The organism is Actinopolymorpha singaporensis (genome assembly GCF_900104745.1).
GTDB classification, from domain to species: domain Bacteria; phylum Actinomycetota; class Actinomycetes; order Propionibacteriales; family Actinopolymorphaceae; genus Actinopolymorpha; species Actinopolymorpha singaporensis.
On record NZ_LT629732.1, the window covers coordinates 2,283,342 to 2,306,256 of the forward strand.

Below are 22,915 nucleotides of genomic sequence, written 5' to 3' on the forward strand. Positions count from 1 at the left end.
AGGAGACGGAGGATGCGGTCATGATCATCCGGGCGGACGGCGATCTTCACGTCTTCGCGGTGGCCATGCGCAACCGCTTCCGCGGCATAACTGTCCGTGAGGGGATCCTGGTCCGCGGCCCGGCAGGCTGGGCGGAGTTCAGCCCGTTCCTCGACTACGACGACGCCACCTGCGTTCCCTGGCTGCGGGCGGCCCGCGAGGCCGCGTACGACGTGTGGCCCACCCCCGTCCGCGACGCGGTCCCGGTCAACTGCACCGTCCCCGCCGTCGGTCCCGAACAGGCGCACGAAGTGGTGTGCCGCAGCGCCGGCTGCCGTACCGCCAAGGTGAAGGTCGCCGAGCCCGGCCGGCCAGAGTCCGACGACCTGGCGCGGGTGGAGGCGGTCCGCGACGCCCTCGGCCCCGACGGACGGATCCGGGTGGACGCCAACGGCGGCTGGGACGTCGACACCGCCACCAGGATGATCACCTGGCTGGACAAGGCCGCCGGCGGCCTCGAGTACGCCGAACAACCCTGCGCCAGCGTCGAGGAGCTCGCCCAGGTACGCCGCCGGGTCGATGTACCCATCGCCGCCGACGAGTCGATCCGGCAGGCGGCCGACCCCTACCGCGTGGTCCGGCACGAGGCCGCCGACATCGCCGTGCTGAAGGTCCAGCCGCTCGGCGGGGTGCTGTCCGCGCTGCGGATCGCCGAGCAGATCGGCCTCCCGGTGGTGGTGTCGAGCGCGCTGGAGACCTCGATCGGGATCGCCGGCGGGGTCGCGCTCGCGGCGGCGTTGCCGGAGCTGCCGTACGCCTGTGGCCTGGCCACCGTCTCGATGCTGACCGCCGACGTGGTGGCCCATCCGCTCGTACCCGTGGACGGCGCGTTGCCCGTCGTCCGGCCCGAACCCGATCCCGCCCGGCTGGCCGCGGTGGCCGCCGACGAGGCGACCCGGCAGCGCTGGCTGGAACGCCTGGACAGGGTGGAGGGCCTGGCGTGAACCCCTCCACCGCACTGGCCAGGGTGATCGTCGACGAGCTGTGGCGGTGCGGCGTACGCGAGGCGGTGCTCGCGCCCGGGTCGCGCAACGCCGCCCTCGCGTTCGCCCTGCACGCCTCCGACGCCCAGGGCCGGATCCGGCTGCACGTACGCGTCGACGAACGCACCGCGGGGTTCCTCGCCCTCGGCCTGGCCAAAGCCGGTCGCCGCCCGGTCCCGGTGGTGTGCACGTCCGGCACCGCCGCGGCCAACCTGCACCCGGCCGTGCTCGAGGCCAGCCACGCGGGAGTGGCCCTGCTGGTGCTCACCGCCGACCGGCCGCCGGAGCTTCGGGGCGTGGGCGCCAGCCAGACGACGGACCAGCTCAAGCTGTACGGCGACGCGGTGCGGCTCTTCCACGAGGTCGGCCTACCGGAGCGCCGGCCGGGCCAGAACGCCTACTGGCGCGAGCTCGTCGGCCGGGCAACTGCGCTGGCGCGCGGGTTCCGCGACCGCAACCCCGGCCCGGTGCACCTCAACTTCGCGTTCCGTGACCCGCTGGTGCCCGACCCGGCCGACCCGCTGGACCTCGAGGACCCCCGGCTGCGCGACGACTGGCCGGAGTCCCTCGCCGGCCGGTCCGGGCACGGCCGGTGGACCAGGATCGAGCGGCTGTCCACCGAGCACATCGCCTGGCTGGAGGAGGGGCCGCGCACGGTGGTGGTCGCCGGCGACGGGGCCGACGCGCAGGCCCGCTGGCTGGCCGAGACAGCCGGCTGGCCGCTGCTCGCCGAGCCTTCCAGCGGCGCGCGATCGGGCCCGAACGCGCTCGGCCCCTACCGCCTCCTGCTGGACACCCGGCCCGACCTGGTCGCAGGGATCGAACGCGTGGTGGTGCACGGCTGGCCCACCCTGTCCCGCCCGGTGACCCGGCTGCTGGCCCGCCCGGACGTCGAGGTGGTCGTGGTGTCCCGCCGGCCGTCCTGGCCCGACGCCGGCCACCAGGCGTACCGCGTCACGACGACCGCGGCGCTGGAGGGAACGGTCGAGGGTGCCGGCCGGCGTGAGCCGGACGAATGGCTGGCCGCCTGGCTGGCCGCCGACCGGGCTGCCCGCGCCGCCGTCGACGACGTGCTCGCCCGCGAGCCCGGGTTCACCGGCCTGCACGTCGCCCGGGAGGTGGCCGGCCTGCTGCCCGAGGGCGGCCTGCTGGTGGCCGGGTCCTCCAACCCCATCCGCGACCTCGACCTCACCGGCGCGCCGTGGGACAACCGGCTGGTCGACGAGGCCGGCCGGATCGACCCGCGCGACCACCGCCGCGTGCTGAGCAACCGCGGCCTGGCCGGCATCGACGGCACCCTGTCGACCGCGATCGGGGCGGCGCTGGTGCACCGGTCGGGTCCGGCGTACGCGCTGGTCGGCGACCTGACGTTCCTGCACGACGCCAACGCCCTCGTCCGCGGTCCGTACGAAGCCCGGCCCGACCTCACGATCGTGGTGGTCAACGACGACGGCGGCGGCATCTTCAGCACGCTCGAACAGGGCGGGCCCGACCACGCTGACGCGTTCGAACGGATCTTCGGTACGCCGCATGGCGTCGACCTCGGCTCCCTCACCGCGGCGACCCACACGACGTTCATCCGGGCGACGACCCGGGCGGAGCTGCGCGGCGCACTGTCCCGGTCCCGCGGGCTGCGGGTCGTCGAGGTGCCGGTCGACCGGTCGCGCACCCGGGACCTGCACGCCCGGCTGCGCGAGGCCGTGGCGGCCGCGGCCTACGACGAGGTGCGCTGAACCCGCACGAGCTGCGCTGAACCCGCGAGCCGCGGTTCGGCAGGCCACCCTGGTGGGAGCTTCGGTGGGATGATCGGCAGGTGTACGGCGAGCTCACCGACGACCCGGCCAACTTCCTGACCTCGGCCGCGGACTACTTCGCGGCGGACCCGGTGGTCAACAACGTGCTGGTCACCAACGTCACCGGCCGGGCGGCCGGCGTGATCACCGACCCCGCGCCGGCGACGTACCTCACGGTGCGAACCGACGGCGGCGAGGTGGTGGCCGCCGCGATGCGGACGCCGCCGCAGCGGGTGTGGCTGTCCGCGGAGTCCGGCCCGGCCGCCGAGCTGGCCGCGGAACTCCTTGCCGCGGCCTGCCCGGACGCGGCGGGCGTGGTCGGCACCCACCCGTACGTCGCCGACTTCACCCGGGCGTGGGAACGCCTCACCGGCGCAGCCGCCGTGCCCGAGATGGCCGAGCGCCTGCACGCGCTGGACGCGGTGACGCCACCGATGCCGGTGCCGGGCGCGCCCAGGTTGGCGACGGCCAGCGACCGGGACAGGCTGCTGGCGTGGTGCCTCGCGTTCGAGGCGGACGCCGCCGAAGCCGCCGGCCGGCCGGTGAACGCGCTGACCGAGGTGGAGCGGCGCCGCGTGACCGAGGCGGTCGACCTGCGGCTGGCCGAGCGGCGCGCCTGGGTGTGGGACCACGACGGCCCGGTGTCGCACCTCGGCGTCACCGCGCCGGTGCACGGCGTCGTCCGGATCGGCCCCGTCTACACCCCGCGTGACCGGCGCGGCCGGGGATACGCGAGCGCGCTGGTCGCCGCCGTCAGCCGGCACGAACTGGACGCCGGCACGAAGACGTGTTCGCTGTTCACCGACCTGGCCAATCCGACCTCGAACAGGATCTACGCCGCGGTGGGCTACCGGCCGGTGCGCGACGTCACGGCGTACCGCTTCGAACCGGCTTCCGGCTGAGGGTGCCCGGTGCGCCGGTGCGCCGGTGCAGGTGTACCGGGCGCAGGGTGTGCTGGCAGGCTGAGCGGTCATGACGACGGCGTACGGCGGCCGGACCCGGTTCCCGGTCGTACTCCTCCTCGCTCCGCTCCTCGCGGGGCTGGTGCTGACCGGGCTCGGCCTGGCCCACCCGGCGCCCGCACGCGCGGCGGTGACGAAGGCCGCCAAGGCTGCCGAGGGTGACCGCATCCCGGCGTACGACATCTCCGCCCGGGTCGGCACCGACGGGTCGGTCGCCGTGCGTGAGCGGTTCACCTACGACCTGGCGGCCCGGCCAACCCCGCTGAACTGGGCCGTGCCGATCCGGTTCACCTCGGCCGGCGAGAGCGCGGACGGCCGCGACCAGGCGACCGGGCAGGTGGTGTCGGTGCACGACCTGGCGGTACGCATGGACGGCCGCCCGGTGCGCACGTACCACGACCATCAGGCCTGGTGGTACACCATCTGGATCGGGCCGGACGGCACGACGCCGGCCGGCCGGCACAGCTACGAGGTCAGCTACGTCCTGCGCGGGCTGGTCACCTCGCCGAGCGACCAGTTGCGGGGCACCAACGGCCCCCGCAGTGCCGGAATGTGGTGGAACGCGGTCAGCGCACACGACGAGCCGATCGACCGGGTGCGGCTGACGGTGACCGCGCCGGAGGCGCCGGTCCGGGTGTCGTGCACCATCACCGACGACACGGCGCCGTGCAGGGCCGGAGTCAGCGGTTCGACCGTCACCTTCACCGCCGCCGGCCTGCCGGGCAGGAGCGCGGTCACGACGTACGCCGAACTCCCCGGCGTGCACGCCGACGACTACACGGCGATCCTGCCCGGGGTGAAGGCCACCCTGCGCAGCAACCTCGCCGGGCCCGGCGCGATGGCCGGCCTGCCCGCGGGTGCCGTGTGGGGAGTCACCGCGCTGCTGGCGGCGGCGGTGGTCGTGGGGCTGGTGCTGGTGGCCCGCCGGCCGCGCCTGCCCAGGATGGCGGTGCGGGACACCGGGGCCCTGGTCACGGTCGCCGGGCTTGTCCTGGCGTACTTCCTGGCGAGATACGACCTGGTGTGGTGGGCGCTCCCGGTGGTCTGTTTCGGCGCCGCCCTGGTCGTGATCAGCCCGATGCTGCCGTCCTCCGGAGCGCACCGGCCGGCCGGTGCCGCCCCGGCGCCATGCGGACCCAAACCGGTTGCCCCGACCCGGTAGGGTTGGCCCGTCCCCTCGATCCGGGAGTGATCCGACCGATGCGCAGCTGATCCGCGGGCTTCGTCCGTGCTGTGGAACGCCTTCGTTCCACCCGGGAGTCCGCCGACGTTCGGCCATCGCGCGCGCCTTCTTCCAGCCGCCGCGCACCATGCCGGCCAGGTCCTCTGGCCACGTCGCCCCGGAGCAGCCATGTCCGTCTCGGCTCTGTCCACCCTCGTCGTTCGCGACGTCCAGCTTCACCTCGGCCCCCAGCTTGTTCTCGGGGGCATCTCCGCCACCGTCGCGCCCGGTGACCGCTACGCCGTCGTCGGGCCGAACGGCGTGGGCAAGACCACGCTGTTGCGGGTGATGCTCGGCGCGCTCACCCCCGATCAGGGCTCGGTCGAACGCCAGCCCGCCGCGGCCACCGTCGGGCTCCTCCCACAGGAGCGGGACGCCCGGCCGGGTGAGACGCTCGCCTGCTACCTGGGCCGGCGTACCGGCGTCACCGCGGCCGAGGCCGAGCTCACCGGCGCGACCACCGCGCTGGCCGAGGGCGAGAAGGGCGCGGACGATCGGTACGCGCTCGCCCTGGACCGCTACCTCGCCCTCGGCGCCGCGGACCTCGACACCCGCGCGCCCGCCGTCCTCGCCGACCTGGGCCTGCCGCCGGACCGGCTCGAGGACCCGGTGCTGTCCCTGTCGGGCGGGCAGCTCGCCCGGCTGGCGCTGGCGTCGGTGCTGCTGGCGAAGTTCGACGTACTCCTGCTCGACGAACCCACCAACGACCTCGACCTCGCGGGCCTGGCCAGGCTGGAGGAGTTCCTCACCAGCCGGTCCGGTGCGCTGGTGGTCGTGTCGCACGACCGGGCGTTCCTGCAGCGGGTGGCGACCGACGTCCTCGAGATCGACGAGTTCAGCCGGCAGGGCCGCACGTACGGCGGCGGGTTCGACTCCTACCTGGCCGAACGCGAGCGGGCGCACGCCGCGGCGCAGGAGGCGTACGACACCTACGCCTCGCAGCGGGACGCCCTGCTGGAACAGGCGAAACGCAAGCAGGAGTGGGCCCGCGCGGGTGCCCAGCGCTCTGCCCGCAAGCCCCCCGACAACGACAAGTTCGTCCGGCACTTCCACATCCAGAAGGCCCAGGGCACCGGTGCCGGCGCGGCCCGTGCACAGCGGGCGGCCGACCGCCTGACCGAGGTCGAGGAACCACGGACGCCGTGGGAGCTGCGGCTGAAGCTCGACCAGGGTTCTCGCAGCGGCGCCCGGGTGGCCGGGCTGGCGGGCGTCGTGGTGGAGCGGGGATCGTTCCGGCTGGGGCCGGTCGACCTCGACCTGCGCTACGCCGACCGGATGGTGGTGGTCGGGCCGAACGGCGCCGGGAAGTCCAGCCTGATCTCGGTGCTGCTCGGCCAGTTGGAGCCGGCGGCGGGGGAGCGGTGGATCGGGCACGGTGTCGTACTCGGGCAGATCGACCAGGTGCGGCGGGGCGTGGCGGCCGACGTCGTACTGCTGGACGCCTTCCGGCAGGCGTCCGGGCAGGACGAGACCGAGGCGCGGACCCTGCTGGCGAAGTTCGGGCTCGGCGCCGATGACGTCGTACGGCAGACCGGCTCGCTCTCGCCCGGCGAGCGGACTCGGGCCGACCTGGCGCTGCTGGTCGCGCGGCAGGCAAACCTGCTCGTCCTGGACGAGCCGACCAACCACCTCGATCTGCCCGCGGTCGAACAACTGGAGCAGGCGCTGGCGGACTACGACGGCACCCTCGTGCTGGCCAGCCATGACCGAAAATTGGTCGAAGCCGTCCACCCGACGCACATAGTTCACGTGCTGGACGGGCACATCAGCGTGGAACGCCCGTAAGACTAGAGTTCGTTACTCACCCGTAGCACCTGGACCGGACTCGATCCACAACCGACCCGCACCGTGGAGGGCCCATGCACGCCCCAGACCTCGGAAGCTCCGTGCAGGAGGCAGTCCACGACGTCGCCCAGAACGTCAAGCCGAGGTTGCGGGGCTGGCTGCACGCCGGGACGTTCCCGCTGTCGGTGGCGGCGGGCATCGTCATCGTGATCCTGGCGCCGAGCACCGAGGCGAGGATCGCGACGGGGATCTTCGCACTCACGGCGAGCCTGCTCTTCGGGGTGAGCGCGCTCTACCACCGCGGGACCTGGTCGCCGCGCGCGGCGGGGGTGCTGCGCCGGCTGGACCACGCCAACATCTTCCTGATCATCGCGGGCACCTACACGCCGTTCACGCTGCTGTTGCTGGACAGGCAGAACGCCAAGGTGCTGCTCGCCATCGTGTGGGGCGGCGCGCTGCTCGGGGTGGCGTTCCGGGTGCTGTGGCTGGGCGCGCCGCGCTGGCTGTACGTCCCGGTGTACGTCGCGGTCGGCTGGGCGGCGGCGTTCTGGCTGCCGGACTTCTTCGACCACGGCCGGGGCGCGGTCTTCGCGATGATCCTCACCGGCGGGCTGCTCTACTCCGCGGGCGCGATCGTGTACGCCACCAAGAAGCCGAACCCGTCGCCGCGCTGGTTCGGGTTCCACGAGGTCTTCCACGCGTTCACGGTCCTGGCGTTCATCGCCCACTACGTCGGGGTGTCGCTGACCGTCTACTCCTGAGCACTCGCGAAGAACGCCGAGGTGGGAAGACTTGCGGGGGTCATAGGCCCCGTATGCCTTCCCACCTCGAGGCTCGGGCCTTGACTTCGGTGACGGGCCACGGATCCGGCCGGAGCCGGTGGGCCGCCTCGACCACGGGGGGTCGAGGGTACGGGCTAGGGCGTCTCGGCGGGGTCCGGAGTGAGTGCGTCGCGTACGGGCACGAGCTTCGCCTGCGCCTCGGCGAGTTCGGCCTCCGGTACGGAGTCGGCCACGATGCCGCAGCCGGCGTACAGCCGCAGCCGCCGTGGATCGTCGGTGTCCACCTGCGCGCACCGCAACGCGATGCCCCACTCGCCGTTCCCCGCGGCGTCCACCCAGCCGACGGGCCCGGCGTACCGGCCGCGGTCCATGTGTTCCAGCTCGGCGATCAGTTTGAGCGCGACCGGGGTGGGTGTGCCGCACACCGCCGCGGACGGGTGCAGCGCCGCCGCGAGTTGCAGCGAACTCGAGCCGTCGGCCAGCACCCCGGCGAGGTCGGTCGCGAGGTGCATGACGTTCGGCAGGTGGAGGACGAACGGCGACTCCGGGACGTTCATGCTCGTGCAGTGCGGCGCCAGCGCGTCCGCCACCGACCGCACGGCGTACTCGTGCTCCTCCAGGTCCTTGCTCGACCGCGCCAGCGAGGCGGCGAGGGCCAGGTCGCGCGCGTCGTCGTTGCTTCGGCGGATCGTCCCGGCCAGCACCCGCGAGGTGACCAGGCCGTTCTCCAGCCGCACCAGCATCTCCGGCGTCGCCCCGATCAGGCCGCGCACGGCGTAGGTCCAGCAGGCGGGGTAGTCCCGCGCGATCCGGGCCAGCGGCCACCGGAAGTCGACCGGCTTCTCCGCGACGGCGAGCAGGTCGCGGGCCAGCACCACCTTGTCCAGGTCACCGGCGTCGATCCGGCGTACGGCGTCGGCGACCGCGCTCGCCCACTGCGCACCGGTCAGCGCCCCGTCGGCGAACACGACTCCCTGCGGGCGCTCCGGCGACGGCGTCCCGAACAGCGACGGCAGTGACGGCACCGTCGGGAGGGCGGGCTCGACCGCGATAGTGGTGAGCCAGCGGCGGTCGCCGCGGCGGCCGAGGACGACGCGGGGTACGACGAGGGTGGAGTGCCCGGGATCGTCGGCGAACGCGAAGGATCCGAACCCCACCAGGCCGGTGCCGGGTTCGCCGATCTCGTCCCGTACGGCGGCGGACTCGGCCAGCTTGCCCCACCACTGAACCGCGGTCGCGAAGCGATCGGGGCCGGCGACGTCCAGCCGGGCCGCTTCGCCGTGTCCGACCAGCCCCTCGCCGCGCCGCACCCAGGCGGTCGCGTTCTCGGCGGGCAGCGTCTGCAGGAGATCGAGTCCGGCGTGCACGTCGGGGTCGAGCTCGGTGGTGCGCACGACCAGCCGGGGCACGTCAGGGGCCACGAAGTCGTCCGCGGGGATGGCCGATGATTCCGTCACGGCTCACCAGAGTAGGTCTCGGCCGAGGTTAAGGCGCGGGCGCGGCCGTGAGAGGTTGGACACGTGGCACGTGCATCCCTGGCAAAACAGCCCGCCGAAGTGGCGGCGATGTTCGACGAGATCGCCGAGCGTTACGACCTGACCAACGACCTGTTGTCGCTGGGTCAGGACCGTTGGTGGCGGCGGGCGGTGGTGAAGGCGGTCGACCCGCGGTTGGGCGAACGCGTGCTCGACCTCGCGGCCGGCACCGGCACCTCCAGTGAGCCGATGGAACGCGACGGGGCGTTCGTCGTTCCGTGCGACTTCTCCGTCGGGATGCTGGGCCGGGGCAAGCGGCTGCGGCCGGAGCTGCCGTTCGTCGGCGGGGACGCGCTGGCGCTGCCGTTCGCCGACGAGAGTTTCGACGCGGTCACCATGTCGTTCGGCCTGCGCAACCTGGCCGACCCACGCGCCGGACTGGCCGAACTGCTGCGCGTCACCCGGCCCGGCGGGCGGGTGGTGGTGTGCGAGTTCAGCCACCCGGTGTGGGCGCCGTTCCGCCGGGTGTACGTCGAGTACCTCATGCGCGCTGTGCCCGGAATCGCCCGACGGGTGGCGGCCGAACCCGAGTCGTACGTCTACCTCGCCGAGTCGATCCGAGCCTGGCCCGACCAGGCCGGCCTGGCCGCGGAGTTCGCCGCGGCCGCGTGGAGCCGGGTGGAGTGGCGCAACCTGAGCGGCGGCATCGTCGCGCTGCACCGGGCGTACCGCCCCTGAGGTCCGCGCTGACGTAAAGCCCCTGACGTCTCCCGTACGCCGACCACGGCCGGGCGCCCCCAACCCGCCGTATCCGGCTGAATCCGCCCTGGCAGCACGCCACCCGGTCGCCGATCATCTGCGCCGGCCGATCCCGGCCGATCCCGGCCGATCCCGGCGACGAGTCCCGCGCAGGACGCAGCCCAGAAGCCTCCGGCCCGGCCGGCGCTGCGGCTCCCGCTGCTGATCGGGAGGTGACCGGCGAGGTGGCCGGCGAGGCGATCGGCAGCGGATCCGCGAGGCGACCGGGACGGGATCCGCGGGTGAGCGGCGGCCGAACCCCAGGTGAGCGGTGGTCAGGTTGTCCGGCAACGGCCAGCGGTTTTTGACAACCGAAACGTCGCTTAAATCCCCAGGTCAGCCCGGCCATGGGGGCTTGCGCGCGGATGGCGGAGAACCTCGTAGACTGTGACCATCACGGACTCGTGAAGGTGTTCACAAGTCCGCGCAGCAGACACTCAGCAACACCGCATCAGGTCCCGAATCTCTCTTCCCAGGCAAGGGCCATGAGCCGCAACAGCGCTGAACACGACGCGGACGTCATCGTCGTCGGAGCCGGTCCGGCGGGCGCTACGACCGCCTACCATCTCGCCCGCACCGGGCTCAACGTCCTGGTGCTGGAGAAGACGGCGTTCCCGCGCGAGAAGGTCTGCGGCGACGGGCTCACCCCCCGCGCGGTCAAGTCGCTCGTGGCGATGGGTATCGACACCTCGGCCGAGGCCGGCTGGCTGCAGAACAAGGGCCTGCGCATCTACGGCGGCGGAATGCGGCTCGAGCTGCCCTGGCCCGACCTCGCGGAGTTCCCGCCCTACGGCCTGGTCCGCAAGCGCACCGACTTCGACGAGACTCTCGCCCGCCAGGCCCAGAAGGCCGGCGCCCGCCTGCACGAACGCACCACGGTCACCGGTCCCGTCACCGACGAGCGCACCGGGCGGGTCGTCGGCGTGACCGCCAAGCCGGTCCGCGAGGCCGGCGGCTCGGGCGAACCGGGCTCCGGTGCCGAGGTCACCTACCGCTCGCCGGTGGTGATCGCGGCCGACGGCAACTCCTCCCGGCTGTCGGTCTCGGCCGGCCGGATGCGCCGCGAGAACCGCCCGATGGGTGTGGCCGTACGCACGTACTTCGAAAGCCCCCGGCACGACGACGACTGGCTGGAGTCCTGGCTGGAGCTGTGGGACGGCAAGCCCGGCCAGAGCAACCTGCTTCCCGGCTACGGCTGGGTGTTCGGCATGGGCGACGGCACCAGCAACGTCGGCCTCGGCCTGCTCAACACCAGCACCGGCTTCCAGAACGCCGACTACCGCGGCCTGCTGAAGGCGTGGCTGTCGGGGATGCCGCCGGAGTGGGGCTTCGTGGACGACCGGCAGGTCGGCCCGGTCCGCGGAGCGGCACTCCCCATGGGCTTCAACCGCAAGCCCCACTACGCTTCCGGACTGATGCTCGTCGGTGACGCCGGCGGCATGGTCAACCCCTTCAACGGCGAAGGGATCGCCTACGCCATGGAGTCGGGGGAGATGGCGGCCGACGTCGTCGCCCAGGCCCTGGCCCGCCCCGACGGTCCGGCGCGCGAACGGGTGCTGGAGAGTTATCCGCGGGCGCTTTCGGCGAGGTACGGCGGCTACTACACAATGGGCCGGATCTTCGTGAAGGCGATCGGCAACCCACAGGTGATGAAGATCGCCACCCGCCACGGCCTGCCACACCCGGTGCTGATGCGCTTCACGATCAAGCTGCTGGCCAACCTGACCGACCCGCGCGGAGGTGACGCCATGGACCGGCTCATCAACGCGCTCGCCAAGGTCACCCCGGCGGCGTAGTGACATGCGAGTTCCCCACGACGTTCCACACCACGTTCCACCCAGACATCCGGCCGGCCAACCGGCGCGGCCGGCCGAAACCCACCGGGCGGGGGAGTCCTAGGATGACCAGCCCGGGGGCCGGTACGACAACAGCCAGAAAGGGGAGCAGGTCGGCGTGAACCCCTATGTGCCGATTCTCATTCTGCTTCTGCTCGGCGGCGGCTTCGCGGTTGTCTCCGCCGTGGCCGGCTCCGTCATGGGACCGAAGCGCTACAACCGGGCGAAGGTCGAGTCGTACGAGTGTGGGATCGAACCCACCCCGCAGCCGGCCGGCGGTGGCCGCTTCCCGGTGAAGTACTACATCACCGCGATGCTGTTCATCGTCTTCGACATCGAGATCATCTTCCTCTACCCCTGGGCGGTCGCCTTCGACTCGATGGCGCTGTTCGGCCTGGTCGAGATGGTCTTGTTCATCCTGACCGTGTTCGTCGCCTACGCGTACGTCTGGCGCCGCGGGGGCCTGGAATGGGACTGAGCATCACCCCGCACCCGGTCCGCCGTACGGAAGAGAGCTGAGAGCCATGGGCATCGAAGAGAAGCTGCCCGCAGGGGTCGCCCTGACCACGGTCGAGGGCATCGTGGGCTACTTCCGCAAGGCGTCGGTGTGGCCCGCGACGTTCGGCCTGGCCTGCTGCGCCATCGAGATGATGACCACCGGCGGCCCCCGCTACGACACCGCCCGCTGGGGCATGGAGGTCTTCCGCGCCTCGCCGCGGCAGGCCGACCTGATGATCGTCGCCGGCCGGGTGAGCCAGAAGATGGCCCCGGTGCTGCGCCAGATCTACGACCAGATGCCCGAGCCCAAGTGGGTGCTGGCGATGGGTGTGTGCGCCTCCAGCGGCGGCATGTTCAACAACTATGCGATCGTGCAGGGCGTCGACCACGTCGTCCCCGTCGACATCTACCTGCCCGGCTGCCCGCCGCGGCCGGAGATGCTGCTGGACGCGATCATCAAGCTGCACGAGAAGATCCAGGCCGGGAAGCTCGGCGTGCACAAGCGGCAGCAGCTCGAGGAGCACGAGAGCCTCGCGCTGGAGGCCGCGCCGACCTCGCAGATGAAGGGGCTGCTTCGGTGAGCGACGAACGACAGCCTGCCGACGGGCAGCAGCCCGACGGAGCGCAGGAGAACCTGCCGAGCCGCAGGGAGCCGGCCCCTCCGGAGGTGATCGGCGTACGGCACGGCTCGTTCGGCGCCCGCGGCACCGGTGACACCTCCGGCTACGGCCGGTTGGTGCGCACGGTCGCGATGCCGGGCGGGACCGCACCGCCCTACGGCGGCTGGTTCGACGAGCTGGCCGAGCGGCTGGACGCGGCACTGCCCGACCACGGCGGGCCGGGGTTCGACGAGGCGATCGAGAAGGTCGTCGTCGACCGGGGCGAGATCACGTTCTTCGTCCGGCGTACGCACCTGCTGAGCGTCGTGCGTACCCTCCGCGACGACGCGGCGCTGCGGTACGAGTTCTGCAGCGGGGTCTCCGGGGTGCACTACCCGGGTGACACCGGGCGCGAGCTGCACTCCGTCTACCACCTGTTGTCCATGACCCACAACCGCCGGATCCGGCTCGAGGTGACCTGCCCCGACGCCGACCCGCACGTCCCGTCGGTCGTCGAGGTCTATCCCACCGCCGACTGGCACGAGCGCGAGACCTACGACTTCTTCGGCATCGTCTACGACGGGCACCCGGGCCTGACCCGGATCGAGATGCCCGACGACTGGCCGGGTCACCCGCAGCGCAAGGATTACCCGTTGGGCGGCATTCCCGTCGAGTACAAGGGCGCGACCATTCCGCCTCCGGACGAGCGGAGGTCATACAGCTGATGACTACGCAACAAGAGCACACCCAGCACACCGAGCAGCAGGACCCGTACGCCGGCAGCCGGGACACCACCGAGGGCCAGGTCTTCACCGTCACCGGTCAGGACTGGGACTCCGTGGTGCAGGGCGCGGCGGAGGCCGACGACGAGCGCGTCGTGGTCAACATGGGCCCGCAGCACCCGTCCACGCACGGCGTCCTCCGGCTGATCCTGGAGCTGGACGGCGAGACCGTGAAGGACATGCGGTGCGGGATCGGCTACCTCCACACCGGTATCGAGAAGAACATGGAATACCGGACGTGGACGCAGGGCGTCACGTTCTGCACCCGGATGGACTACCTCTCGCCGTTCTACAACGAGGCCGCCTACGTCGGCGCGGTGGAGAAGCTGCTCGGCATCGAGGACGACATCCCCGAGCGGGCCAAGGTCCTCCGCGTCATGATGATGGAGCTCAACCGCATCTCCTCCCACCTGGTGGCGATCGCCACCGGAGGCATGGAGATCGGCGCCCTCACCGTGATGACGATCGGCTTCCGTGAGCGGGAGAAGACGCTCGACCTGTTCGAGCTGATCACCGGCCTGCGGATGAACCACGCGTACATCCGGCCGGGTGGGGTGTCCCAGGACCTGCCCGACGGCGCCCTGGACGCCGTCCGCGACTACATCGTCTGGATGCGCAAGCACCTTCCCGAGTACGCCGCGCTGTGCAACGAGAACCCCATCTTCAAGGGCCGCCTGGTCGGCAACGGCTACCTCGACCTCACCGGCTGCATGGCGCTCGGCGCCAGCGGTCCGGTGCTGCGGGCGACCGGCTACCCGTGGGACCTGCGCAAGACCCAGCCGTACTGGGGTTACGAGACCTACGACTTCGAGGTGAAGACGTGGGACACCTCGGACTCCTACGGCAGGTTCCGCATCCGGCTGGACGAGATGCACGAGAGCCTGAAGATCGTCGAGCAGTGCGTCGAACGCCTGGAGACGCCCGGCCCGGTGATGGTGGCCGACAAGAAGATCGCCTGGCCGAGCCAGCTGGCGATCGGCTCCGACGGCCTGGGCAACTCCCTCGACCACATCAAGCACATCATGGGCGAGTCGATGGAAGCGCTCATCCACCACTTCAAGCTGGTGACCGAGGGCTTCCGGGTGCCGGCCGGGCAGGCCTACTTCGCGGTGGAGTCCCCCCGCGGCGAGCTGGCCTGCCACCTGGTGTCCGACGGTGGAACCCGGCCGTTCCGGGCCCACTTCCGCGACCCGTCCTTCGTCAACCTGCAGACCGCGGCGGCCATGTGTGAGGGCGCCATGGTGGCCGACGTCATCGTCGCGGTCGCGAGCATCGACCCCGTGATGGGTGGAGTGGACCGTTGATCACCGAGAAGACGCGCGCGGAGATGCGGGAGATCATTGCGCGCTACCCCCAGCCGCGTTCGGCGCTGCTGCCGATGCTGCACCTCGTCCAGAGCGAGGAGGGCTTCGTCAGCCCCGACGGCATCGAGGTGTGTGCCGAGCTGCTCGACATCACCGCGGCCGAGGTCGCGGCTGTGGCGACCTTCTACACGATGTACAAGCGTCGCCCGGTCGGTGACTACCACGTCGGCGTGTGCACCAACACGCTGTGCGCGGTGATGGGTGGCGACCAGATCATGGCCGGGCTGAAGGACCACCTCGGGATCGGCAACGACGAGACCACCGAGGACGGCAAGGTCACTCTCGAGCACGTCGAGTGCAACGCCGCCTGCGACTTCGCCCCCGTGGTGATGGTCAACTGGGAGTTCTTCGACAACATGACCCCCGACCGGGCCCGCAAGCTCGTCGACGACCTTCGGGCCGGCGTCGAGGTGGAGGCCGACCGGGGCGCGCGGGTGTGCACCTGGCGGCAGGCCGAGCGGGTGCTGGCCGGCTTCCCCGACGGCCGCGCGGACGAAGGTCCGTCCGCCGGTGAGGCGTCGCTGGCCGGGCTCCGGGTGGCGCACGAGCGCGGCTGGACCGCCGGTGGCCACGCCGCCGCGGCGGCGCCCGACCTGACCACCCGCGGCTCCACGCCGGCGGAGGCGACCCGGACCGCGGCCGAGACCGACACGACCCGCGCCGAGAGCGAGTCGCGGGCGGCCGAGGCCGGCGTGGGCAGAGGCGGCGAGGGCCCGAGCAGCCGGCCCGAGACGCCGAACAGCGGTGCGGAGAACGCCGACAACGCGGGTTCTGCGGGCAGCGCCGACGGTGAGAAGGGACAGCGATGACCGATCCGCTTGCGCCGGTTCTCACGGCCAACTGGGGCCGGCAGGGTTCGTGGACCATGCGTGCCTACGCCGAGCAGGGCGGGTACGAAGCGCTGAAGCAGGCGTTCGGCCGCGAGCCCGAAGAGATCGTGGCCATGGTCAAGGACTCCGGCCTGCGCGGCCGGGGCGGTGCCGGCTTCCCCACCGGGATGAAGTGGGGCTTCCTGCCGCCGCTCGGTGACAAGCCGCGCTACCTCGTCGTCAACGCCGACGAGTCCGAGCCCGGCACCTGCAAGGACATCCCGCTGATGATGGCCAGCCCGCACACGCTGGTGGAGGGCGTCATCATCTCGGCGTACGCCATCCGCGCGCGGCAGGCGTTCATCTACGTACGCGGTGAGGTGCTGCACGTCATCCGCCGGCTGCAGCAGGCGGTGCAGGAGGCCTACGCCGCGGGCTACATCGGCCGCAACATCCTCGACTCCGGCTACGACCTGGACGTCGTCGTGCACGCGGGCGCGGGTGCCTACATCTGTGGTGAGGAGACCGCCCTGCTCGACTCCCTGGAGGGTCGTCGGGGTCAGCCTCGGCTGCGGCCGCCCTTCCCGGCCGTCGCGGGTCTGTACGCCTCGCCCACTGTCATCAACAACGTCGAGTCCATCGCCTCGGTTCCGGCAATCGTCGCCAACGGGCCGGAATGGTTCGCCGGCATGGGGACCGAGAAGAGCAAGGGCCACGTCATCTACTCCCTGTCCGGGCACGTCGAGCGGCCGGGACAGTACGAAGGCCCGCTGGGCATCACGCTGCGCGAACTCCTTGACCTGGCCGGCGGAATCCGGGCCGGGCACAAGCTGAAGTTCTGGACCCCGGGCGGGTCCTCCACGCCGATGCTCACCGACGAACACCTCGACGTGCCGCTCGACTACGAGGGGATGATGGGCGCCGGCAGCATGCTCGGCACCCGCGCCCTGCAGATGTTCGACGACACCACCTGCGCGGTGCGGGCGGTGCTGCGGTGGACGGAGTTCTACAAGCACGAGTCGTGCGGAAAGTGCACTCCCTGCCGGGAGGGCACCTGGTGGCTGGTGCAGATCCTCGAACGCCTGGAGCGCGGCGAGGGGAGCACCGACGACCTGGAGACGCTGCTCGACCTGTGCGACAACATCGCCGGCCGGTCGTTCTGCGCCCTGGCCGACGGTGCCGTCGCGCCGATCATGTCGTCCATCAAGTTCTTCCGCGACGATTACGTCGCGCACTTCGAGCACGGTGGCTGCCCGTTCGACCCGGCCGCCGCCACGTTGTTCGGGGCCGAGACTGCGACCGCAGGAGTTGGCGTATGACAGTGCAGGCGTCCGACCAGACGTCGGCCGAGGTGGAGAACCTCGTCACGCTCACCATCGACGACGTCAAGGTGAGCGTGCCGAAGGGCACCCTGGTGATCCGGGCCGCGGAGATGATCGGGGTGCAGATCCCGAGGTTCTGCGACCACCCGCTGCTGGACCCGGTGGGTGCCTGCCGGCAGTGCCTGGTCGACATTCCCGACGCGGGCAACGGGCGCGGCTTCCCCAAGCCGCAGGCCTCCTGCACGATCGAGGTCGCCGAGGGCATGGTCGTCAGGACCCAGTTGACGTCCGGGGTGGCCGACAAGGCGCAGCAGGGAATCATGGAGTTCCTGCTGATCAACCACCCGCTGGACTGCCCGGTCTGCGACAAGGGCGGCGAGTGCCCGCTGCAGAACCAGGCGATGAGCAACGGCCGGCCGGAGAGCCGCTTCACCGAGGTGAAGCGCACCTACCCCAAGCCGATCAACATCTCCAGCCAGGTGCTGCTCGACCGCGAGCGCTGCGTCCTGTGCGCGCGGTGCACCCGCTTCTCCAAGCAGGTGGCCGGCGACCCGTTCATCGAGCTCCTCGAGCGCGGTGCGCTGCAGCAGGTCGGCATCTACGAGAAGGAGCCGTTCTCCAGCTACTTCTCCGGCAACACCATCCAGATCTGCCCGGTCGGCGCGCTGACCAGCGCGCAGTACCGCTTCCGCTCCCGCCCGTTCGACCTGGTGTCCACGCCGGGCACCTGCGAGCACTGCTCCAACGGCTGCTCGATCCGCACCGACCACCGGCGCGGCAAGGTCATGCGCCGGCTGGCCGGCGACGACCCCGAGGTCAACGAGGAGTGGATCTGCGACAAGGGCCGGTTCGCCTTCCGGTACGCCGCGACGACCGACCGCCTCACCCACCCGCTGGTCCGCGACGAGGACACCGGTGAGCTGCGGCCGGCCTCGTGGTCGGAGGCGTTCCGGGTGGCCGCCGAGGGTCTGGCCGCCGCCCGCGGCCGCGCCGGTGTGCTGACCGGCGGCCGGGTGACGCTGGAGGACGCCTACGCGTACTCCAAGTTCGCCCGGGTGGCGCTGAACACCAACAACGTCGACTTCCGTTCCCGGCCGCACTCCCACGAGGAGGCCGACTTCCTCAGCTCCGCCGTCGCCGGCACCGGCCTCGGCGTGACCTACCGCGACCTGGAGCGCGCGAGCGCGGTCCTGCTGGTCGGCCTGGAGGTCGAGGAGGAGGCGCCGATCGTCTTCCTGCGGCTGCGCAAGGCGGTCAGCAAGGGTGGCACCAAGGTCACCGCGATGGCGCCGTACACCACGTCCGGGCTGGAGAAGCTGTCCGGCACGCTGCTGCGGGCCGCGCCCGGCACGGAGGCGGAGTTCCTCGACGCCCTGCACGCCGACGGCGCGGACAGCGGTCTCGACGAGGCCGGCCGGGCCGCCGCCGAGGCGCTGCGCGGCGAGAACGCCGTGATCCTGGTCGGCTCCCGCCTGGCCGGGTCTCCCGGTGCGCTCTCGGCCGTGCTGCGGCTGGCGGAGGAGACCGGTGCGCGTCTCGCCTGGGTTCCCCGCCGGGCCGGTGAGCGCGGCGCGGTGGACGCGGGCTGCCTTCCGCACCTGCTGCCCGGTGGCCGCCCGAGCTTCGACGCGGCCGCCCGGGTCGACGTGGCCGCTGCCTGGGGCGTCGGCGACCTGCCGATCGAGCCCGGCCGCGACGCCGCGACCATGCTCACCGAGGCCGCCGAGGGTGACCTGGGTGCGCTGGTGGTCGGCGGTGTGGAGATCGACGACCTGCCCGACCCGGCCGCCGCACGCGCCGGGCTGGAGCGGGCCGGGTTCGTGGTCAGCCTGGAGCTGTCCCCGACCGAGGTCACGAAGTACGCCGACGTGGTGTTCCCGGTCGCCGCGGTGGCCGAGAAGGCCGGTTCGTTCGTCGACTGGGAGGGCCGGGCCCGCCCGTTCGAGCGGGCACTCGCCGAGGCCGGACACCAGTCCGACCTGTGGGTGCTGGCCGGCCTTGCCGACGAGCTGGACGCACCACTCGGGTTCACCACAGTCGAGGGCGCCCGCGCCGAGCTCACCGAGCTGGGCGCCTGGGACGGCGCCCGGGCGGTGCCGCCGCGGCTGCCCGCACCCGAGCCGGCCCAGCCGAGCGCGGGTGAGGCGGTCCTCGCGACCTGGCCGCAGCTGATCGACGACGGTGCCCTGCTGGCCGGGGAGCCGCACCTCGCCGGCACCGCCCGCCCGGTGCGGGCCCGCCTGTCCGCGACGACCGCGACGGCCCTCGGGGTCGTCGAGGGCGACTCGGTGGTGGTTTCCACGACCCGCGGCCGGCTGAACCTCCCGGTGGAGGTCGCCGACCTGCCCGACCAGGTGGTGTGGGTGCCGACCCACTCCCACGGGTCGCACGTGTACGACACGCTCGGCGTGGACGCCGGCGCGCTCGTGGACGTCGCCCGGGCCGAGCGGGTGCCGCAGACCGTCGACCCCGCCGCGACGGACCAGCAGTCTCCGAACGGGTCGGCCGCCGGCTCGACCGCCAGTCAGGGAGGTACGGCATGACCGCCGCTGTGCTGCCGCTCGCCGCCGGCGAGCTGTCGGCGTTCGGCAAGGACCCGTGGTGGATCGTCCTCATCAAGGCGCTCGGCATCACGGTGCTGCTGCTGGTGTTCACGATCTTCAACGTGTGGTTCGAACGCAAGGTCGTGGCCCGGATGCAGCACCGCACCGGCCCCAAGGTGCACGGCCCCTTCGGCCTGCTGCAGAGCCTCGCCGACGGCGTCAAGCTGTCGCTGAAGGAGACGATCAAGCCGAAGAACGTCGACACCGTGATCTACGTGATGGCACCGGTGATCGCGGCGTCGATGGCGTTCACGGCGTTCTCGGTCATCCCGCTCGGGCCCGAGGTGAGCATCTTCGGGCACCGCACTCCGCTGCAGCTGACCGACCTTCCGGTCGGGGTGCTGCTGGTGCTCGCGGTGGCCTCGCTCGGCATCTACGGCATCGTGCTCGGCGGCTGGTCCTCCGGCTCGACGTACCCGCTGCTGGGTGGTCTGCGCTCGTCGGCGCAGATGATCTCCTACGAGGTCGCGATGGGCCTCGCGTTCGTCGCGGTGTTCCTCTACTCCGGCTCCATGTCGACCTCGGAGATCGTCGCCGCGCAGGCACACGGCAGCGCGGCGCACATCTTCGGGCTGACCATCCAGCTGCCCAGCTGGTACGCCATCGTGCTGCTCCCGTCTTTCCTCATCTACCTCGTGTCGATGGTGGGCGAGACCAACCGGGCGCCGTTCGACCTGCCGGAGGCCGAGGGTGAGCTGGTTGCCGGCTTCGCCACCGAGTACGCCTCGATGAAGTACCTGCTGTTCTTCCTCGCCGAGTACGTCAACATGGTGACGGTCTCCGCCCTGGCGACCACGCTGTTCCTCGGCGGCTGGCGGGCGCCCTGGCCGCTGTCGCTGTGGTCGGGTGCCAACGAGGGCTGGCTGCCGTTCGTGTGGTTCATCGGCAAGGTGCTCGTCTTCATGTTCGTGTTCATCTGGCTGCGCGGCACCCTGCCGCGGCTCCGGTACGACCAGTTCATGCGGCTGGGCTGGAAGTTCCTGATCCCGATCGCCCTGGTGTGGACGGTGTTCGTGGCGACCGCGCGGGCCACCCTGAGCGCGGGCTACCAGCGCCAGTTCTTCTACGGCATCGGCGCGGTGATCCTCGTGGTCCTGGCGCTGTCCTTCGTCTACGACGCGAGGGCGGCCCGCAAGGAGCAGGCGGAGGAGGCCGCGAGGGAAGAAGCCGACCGGGCGGAGTTCGACCCGTTCGTCGGTGGATACCCTGTCCCGCCGATGCCCGGACAGAAGGTCCCCGGTCTGCAACCCGCCGCGGTGGCCGTGTCCGCCGACGCGGGCGCCCGCGAGACCGGGGCAGGCGGTTCGGGCACCGCCGGCCGATCGACAGACAGCGCAGGCCAGGAGGACTCCCGTGGCTAGTCTCAAGCAGCAGCTCTGGGACCCGATCGCAGGGTTCGGGGTGACCTTCCGGACGATGTTCCGCAAGGTCTTCACCGAGCAGTACCCCTTCGAGAAGAAGCCCACCGCGCCGCGGTTCCACGGCCGGCACCAGCTCAACCGCCACCCGGACGGGCTGGAGAAGTGCGTCGGCTGCGAGCTGTGCGCGTGGGCCTGCCCGGCCGACGCGATCTACGTCGAGGGCGCGGACAACACCGAGGACGAGCGGTTCTCACCCGGTGAGCGGTACGGCCGCGTCTACCAGATCAACTACCTGCGCTGCATCCTCTGCGGGCTGTGCATCGAGGCGTGCCCCACCCGGGCGCTCACGATGACCAACGAGTACGAGCTCGCCGACGACAACCGCGCGGACCTGATCTACGAGAAGAAGGACCTGCTCGCACCGCTCCTCCCCGGCATGGAGGAGCCGCCGCACGAGATGCGGCTCGGTGACGACGAGAAGGACTACTACCTCGGCGCCGGCCTGCCCGGCTGGTCCACCCGGGGCGGGTCCGAGAAGGGCACGAACGTGGAGAGCGAGGCAGCGCACTCATGACCGCGACCTTCTGGGTGCTGGCACCGATCGCGGTGCTCGCCGCCCTGGGCATGGTGCTCGCCCGGAAGGCGGTGCACAGCGCGTTGCTTCTGGCAGCGGTGATGATGTGCCTCGCCATCATGTACGCCAGCCTGGACGCGCCGTTCCTGTTCGCCGTCCAGGTGATCGTCTACACCGGCGCCATCCTGATGCTGTTCCTGTTCGTCCTGATGCTGGTCGGCGTCGACGCCTCCGACTCGGTGGTGGAGACCCTGCGCGGGCAGCGGTGGATGGCGATCGGGGGCGCCCTGCTGTTCGGGATCCTGATCCTGGTCGCGCTCGGCCAGGTCACCCTGGGCAAGCCGGTCGGCCTGGCCGCGGCCACGCCGGACGGCAACGTCCCCGCCCTCGCGTCACTGCTGTTCTCCAAGTACGTCTTCGCGTTCGAGGTGACCAGCGCCCTGCTGATCACCGCGGCGGTGGGCGCGATGATCCTCGCCCACCGCGAGCGGCTCACCGAGAAGGTGACCCAGAAGCAGCTGGCCGAGCAGCGGTTCCGGGAGTACGCCGAGCGCGGCCGCCACCCCGGCCAGCACCCGGCACCCGGCACGTTCGCCCGGCACAACGCGGTCGACACCCCGGCCCTGCTGCCCGACGGGACCGCGGCGGAGTCCTCGGTCTCCCGGGTGCTCATCGCCCGCGGCACGGTCCGCGACCCCGAGCGCTACACCAACCAGGTGCCCGGCCTCGAGCCGTACACCGGCAAGCCGCAGCCTCGGGCCACCCGCGACGCCGGCGGCCGCCCGACCGACGGCACGGCCGCCGAGAACGGCACCGACTACGTGCCCTCGGCGCACAACGGCTCCGGCACCGGCCGCAACGCCGCCGGCAACGGCACGGCCGGCCCCCACGAGGGCGGTTCCACCGAAGGCGGTTCCTCACGAGGCGGTACTTCCAACGGAGGTGACGCATGACCGCCGGTCCTTACATCGTGCTGTCGGCGCTGCTGTTCACGATCGGTGCGCTCGGTGTGCTCGTACGCCGCAACGCGATCGTCGTGTTCATGTGCGTCGAGCTGATGCTCAACGCCGGCAACCTGGCGTTCGTGGCCTTCGCCCGCCAGGTCGGCAACCTCGACGGGCAGGTCGTGGCGTTCTTCGTGATGGTGGTGGCCGCCGCCGAGGTGGTCGTCGGTCTGGCGATCATCATGACCATCTTCCGGACCCGTCGCTCGGCCTCGGTCGACGACGCGAGCCTGCTGAAGTTCTGATGCGGCCGAAACCTGATGCCGGCCCAAAGCGGCCAGTTCTGATCCGAGAGGCGAGACCCACGTGACCACCCCTGTGAGCG

20 protein-coding genes are annotated in these 22,915 nt (G+C 71.7%); 19 read left to right on the forward strand and 1 reads right to left on the reverse strand.

Features of this window, described 5'->3' with window-relative positions; genetic code table 11:
- Window positions 1-20 precede the first annotated feature (20 nt).
- The 6 genes from BLU27_RS10440 (at window position 21) to trhA (ending at window position 7,545) form a co-directional block, all read left to right on the forward strand.
- Window positions 21-983 carry an o-succinylbenzoate synthase gene (locus BLU27_RS10440; RefSeq protein ID WP_092652790.1) on the forward strand — a complete coding sequence of 321 codons (963 nt, stop codon included), beginning with the start codon at window positions 21-23 and terminating at the stop codon, window positions 981-983.
- On the forward strand, window positions 980-2,755 hold the full coding sequence (gene menD, locus BLU27_RS10445) for a 2-succinyl-5-enolpyruvyl-6-hydroxy-3-cyclohexene-1-carboxylic-acid synthase (RefSeq protein WP_092652792.1): 1,776 nt from the start codon (window positions 980-982) through the stop codon (window positions 2,753-2,755). The genes BLU27_RS10440 and menD overlap by 4 nt, the downstream gene beginning before the upstream one ends.
- An 80-nt stretch (window positions 2,756-2,835) precedes the next feature.
- The gene (locus BLU27_RS10450) at window positions 2,836-3,717 is read left to right on the forward strand and encodes a GNAT family N-acetyltransferase (RefSeq protein ID WP_092652794.1); all 882 of its coding nucleotides are present in this window, start codon (window positions 2,836-2,838) and stop codon (window positions 3,715-3,717) included.
- Window positions 3,718-3,787: 70 nt separating this feature from the next.
- Entirely contained in the window at window positions 3,788-4,939 is a 1,152-nt protein-coding gene (locus BLU27_RS10455; protein ID WP_092652796.1) for a DUF2207 domain-containing protein, read from the forward strand.
- A gap of 189 nt (window positions 4,940-5,128) precedes the next feature.
- A complete protein-coding gene (locus BLU27_RS10460) occupies window positions 5,129-6,784 on the forward strand; it encodes an ABC-F family ATP-binding cassette domain-containing protein (RefSeq protein ID WP_172804927.1) in 1,656 nt (551 codons plus the stop codon).
- Between the two features lie 74 nt (window positions 6,785-6,858).
- The gene (trhA, locus tag BLU27_RS10465) at window positions 6,859-7,545 is read left to right on the forward strand and encodes a PAQR family membrane homeostasis protein TrhA (RefSeq protein ID WP_092652798.1); all 687 of its coding nucleotides are present in this window, start codon (window positions 6,859-6,861) and stop codon (window positions 7,543-7,545) included.
- A gap of 155 nt (window positions 7,546-7,700) precedes the next feature.
- On the opposite strand, the gene BLU27_RS10470 is transcribed toward trhA, so the two are convergent.
- Window positions 7,701-9,023, reverse strand: coding sequence for an isochorismate synthase (locus BLU27_RS10470; RefSeq protein ID WP_092652800.1), 1,323 nt, complete (start codon window positions 9,021-9,023; stop codon window positions 7,701-7,703).
- A gap of 63 nt (window positions 9,024-9,086) precedes the next feature.
- Between BLU27_RS10470 and BLU27_RS10475 the strand changes: the two genes are divergently transcribed.
- The 13 genes from BLU27_RS10475 to nuoK all read left to right on the forward strand — a co-directional run bounded on the left by BLU27_RS10475 (window position 9,087) and on the right by nuoK (window position 22,835).
- The gene (locus BLU27_RS10475) at window positions 9,087-9,779 is read left to right on the forward strand and encodes a demethylmenaquinone methyltransferase (RefSeq protein WP_092652802.1); all 693 of its coding nucleotides are present in this window, start codon (window positions 9,087-9,089) and stop codon (window positions 9,777-9,779) included.
- A gap of 545 nt (window positions 9,780-10,324) precedes the next feature.
- A complete protein-coding gene (locus BLU27_RS10480; RefSeq protein ID WP_092652804.1) occupies window positions 10,325-11,635 on the forward strand; it encodes a geranylgeranyl reductase family protein in 1,311 nt (436 codons plus the stop codon).
- A 157-nt stretch (window positions 11,636-11,792) separates the two neighbouring features.
- Window positions 11,793-12,152: an NADH-quinone oxidoreductase subunit A gene (locus BLU27_RS10485; RefSeq protein WP_092652806.1), complete on the forward strand. Its 360-nt coding sequence runs from the start codon at window positions 11,793-11,795 to the stop codon at window positions 12,150-12,152.
- 46 nt (window positions 12,153-12,198) lie between these two features.
- The gene (locus BLU27_RS10490) at window positions 12,199-12,753 is read left to right on the forward strand and encodes a NuoB/complex I 20 kDa subunit family protein (RefSeq protein WP_092652808.1); all 555 of its coding nucleotides are present in this window, start codon (window positions 12,199-12,201) and stop codon (window positions 12,751-12,753) included.
- Window positions 12,750-13,496, forward strand: coding sequence for an NADH-quinone oxidoreductase subunit C (locus BLU27_RS10495; protein ID WP_092652810.1), 747 nt, complete (start codon window positions 12,750-12,752; stop codon window positions 13,494-13,496). The genes BLU27_RS10490 and BLU27_RS10495 overlap by 4 nt, the downstream gene beginning before the upstream one ends.
- Window positions 13,496-14,857: an NADH-quinone oxidoreductase subunit D gene (locus BLU27_RS10500; RefSeq protein WP_092652812.1), complete on the forward strand. Its 1,362-nt coding sequence runs from the start codon at window positions 13,496-13,498 to the stop codon at window positions 14,855-14,857. Before BLU27_RS10495 ends, BLU27_RS10500 begins: the two co-directional genes overlap by 1 nt.
- Window positions 14,854-15,726, forward strand: coding sequence for an NADH-quinone oxidoreductase subunit NuoE (nuoE, locus tag BLU27_RS10505; RefSeq protein WP_277869290.1), 873 nt, complete (start codon window positions 14,854-14,856; stop codon window positions 15,724-15,726). The genes BLU27_RS10500 and nuoE overlap by 4 nt, the downstream gene beginning before the upstream one ends.
- Window positions 15,723-17,045, forward strand: coding sequence for an NADH-quinone oxidoreductase subunit NuoF (gene nuoF / locus BLU27_RS10510; RefSeq protein ID WP_092652814.1), 1,323 nt, complete (start codon window positions 15,723-15,725; stop codon window positions 17,043-17,045). The genes nuoE and nuoF overlap by 4 nt, the downstream gene beginning before the upstream one ends.
- Window positions 17,042-19,591, forward strand: coding sequence for an NADH-quinone oxidoreductase subunit G (locus BLU27_RS10515; RefSeq protein ID WP_092652816.1), 2,550 nt, complete (start codon window positions 17,042-17,044; stop codon window positions 19,589-19,591). The genes nuoF and BLU27_RS10515 overlap by 4 nt, the downstream gene beginning before the upstream one ends.
- Entirely contained in the window at window positions 19,588-21,012 is a 1,425-nt protein-coding gene (gene nuoH / locus BLU27_RS10520) for an NADH-quinone oxidoreductase subunit NuoH (protein ID WP_092652818.1), read from the forward strand. The genes BLU27_RS10515 and nuoH overlap by 4 nt, the downstream gene beginning before the upstream one ends.
- Window positions 21,005-21,586 carry an NADH-quinone oxidoreductase subunit NuoI gene (gene nuoI / locus BLU27_RS10525; RefSeq protein ID WP_092652820.1) on the forward strand — a complete coding sequence of 194 codons (582 nt, stop codon included), beginning with the start codon at window positions 21,005-21,007 and terminating at the stop codon, window positions 21,584-21,586. The genes nuoH and nuoI overlap by 8 nt, the downstream gene beginning before the upstream one ends.
- Complete coding sequence (locus tag BLU27_RS10530) at window positions 21,583-22,539, forward strand: NADH-quinone oxidoreductase subunit J (protein ID WP_092652822.1); 957 nt, start codon at window positions 21,583-21,585, stop codon at window positions 22,537-22,539. The genes nuoI and BLU27_RS10530 overlap by 4 nt, the downstream gene beginning before the upstream one ends.
- Window positions 22,536-22,835 carry an NADH-quinone oxidoreductase subunit NuoK gene (nuoK, locus tag BLU27_RS10535; RefSeq protein ID WP_092652824.1) on the forward strand — a complete coding sequence of 100 codons (300 nt, stop codon included), beginning with the start codon at window positions 22,536-22,538 and terminating at the stop codon, window positions 22,833-22,835. Before BLU27_RS10530 ends, nuoK begins: the two co-directional genes overlap by 4 nt.
- The last annotated feature ends 80 nt before the right edge of the window (window positions 22,836-22,915 follow it).

Excerpts from the sequence above, each read along its gene's own strand:
- BLU27_RS10500 (WP_092652812.1), top strand. The coding sequence starts at position 13,496 with ATGACTACGCAACAAGAGCACACCCAGCACACCGAGCAGCAGGACCCG.
- BLU27_RS10530 (WP_092652822.1), top strand. The coding sequence starts at position 21,583 with ATGACCGCGACCTTCTGGGTGCTGGCACCGATCGCGGTGCTCGCCGCC.
- trhA (WP_092652798.1), top strand. The coding sequence starts at position 6,859 with ATGCACGCCCCAGACCTCGGAAGCTCCGTGCAGGAGGCAGTCCACGAC.
- nuoK (WP_092652824.1), top strand. The coding sequence starts at position 22,536 with ATGACCGCCGGTCCTTACATCGTGCTGTCGGCGCTGCTGTTCACGATC.
- BLU27_RS10440 (WP_092652790.1), top strand. The coding sequence starts at position 21 with ATGATCATCCGGGCGGACGGCGATCTTCACGTCTTCGCGGTGGCCATG.
- nuoF (WP_092652814.1), top strand. The coding sequence starts at position 15,723 with ATGACCGATCCGCTTGCGCCGGTTCTCACGGCCAACTGGGGCCGGCAG.
- BLU27_RS10455 (WP_092652796.1), top strand. The coding sequence starts at position 3,788 with ATGACGACGGCGTACGGCGGCCGGACCCGGTTCCCGGTCGTACTCCTC.
- nuoH (WP_092652818.1), top strand. The coding sequence starts at position 19,588 with ATGACCGCCGCTGTGCTGCCGCTCGCCGCCGGCGAGCTGTCGGCGTTC.
- BLU27_RS10490 (WP_092652808.1), top strand. The coding sequence starts at position 12,199 with ATGGGCATCGAAGAGAAGCTGCCCGCAGGGGTCGCCCTGACCACGGTC.
- BLU27_RS10515 (WP_092652816.1), top strand. The coding sequence starts at position 17,042 with ATGACAGTGCAGGCGTCCGACCAGACGTCGGCCGAGGTGGAGAACCTC.
- BLU27_RS10460 (WP_172804927.1), top strand. The coding sequence starts at position 5,129 with ATGTCCGTCTCGGCTCTGTCCACCCTCGTCGTTCGCGACGTCCAGCTT.
- BLU27_RS10480 (WP_092652804.1), top strand. The coding sequence starts at position 10,325 with ATGAGCCGCAACAGCGCTGAACACGACGCGGACGTCATCGTCGTCGGA.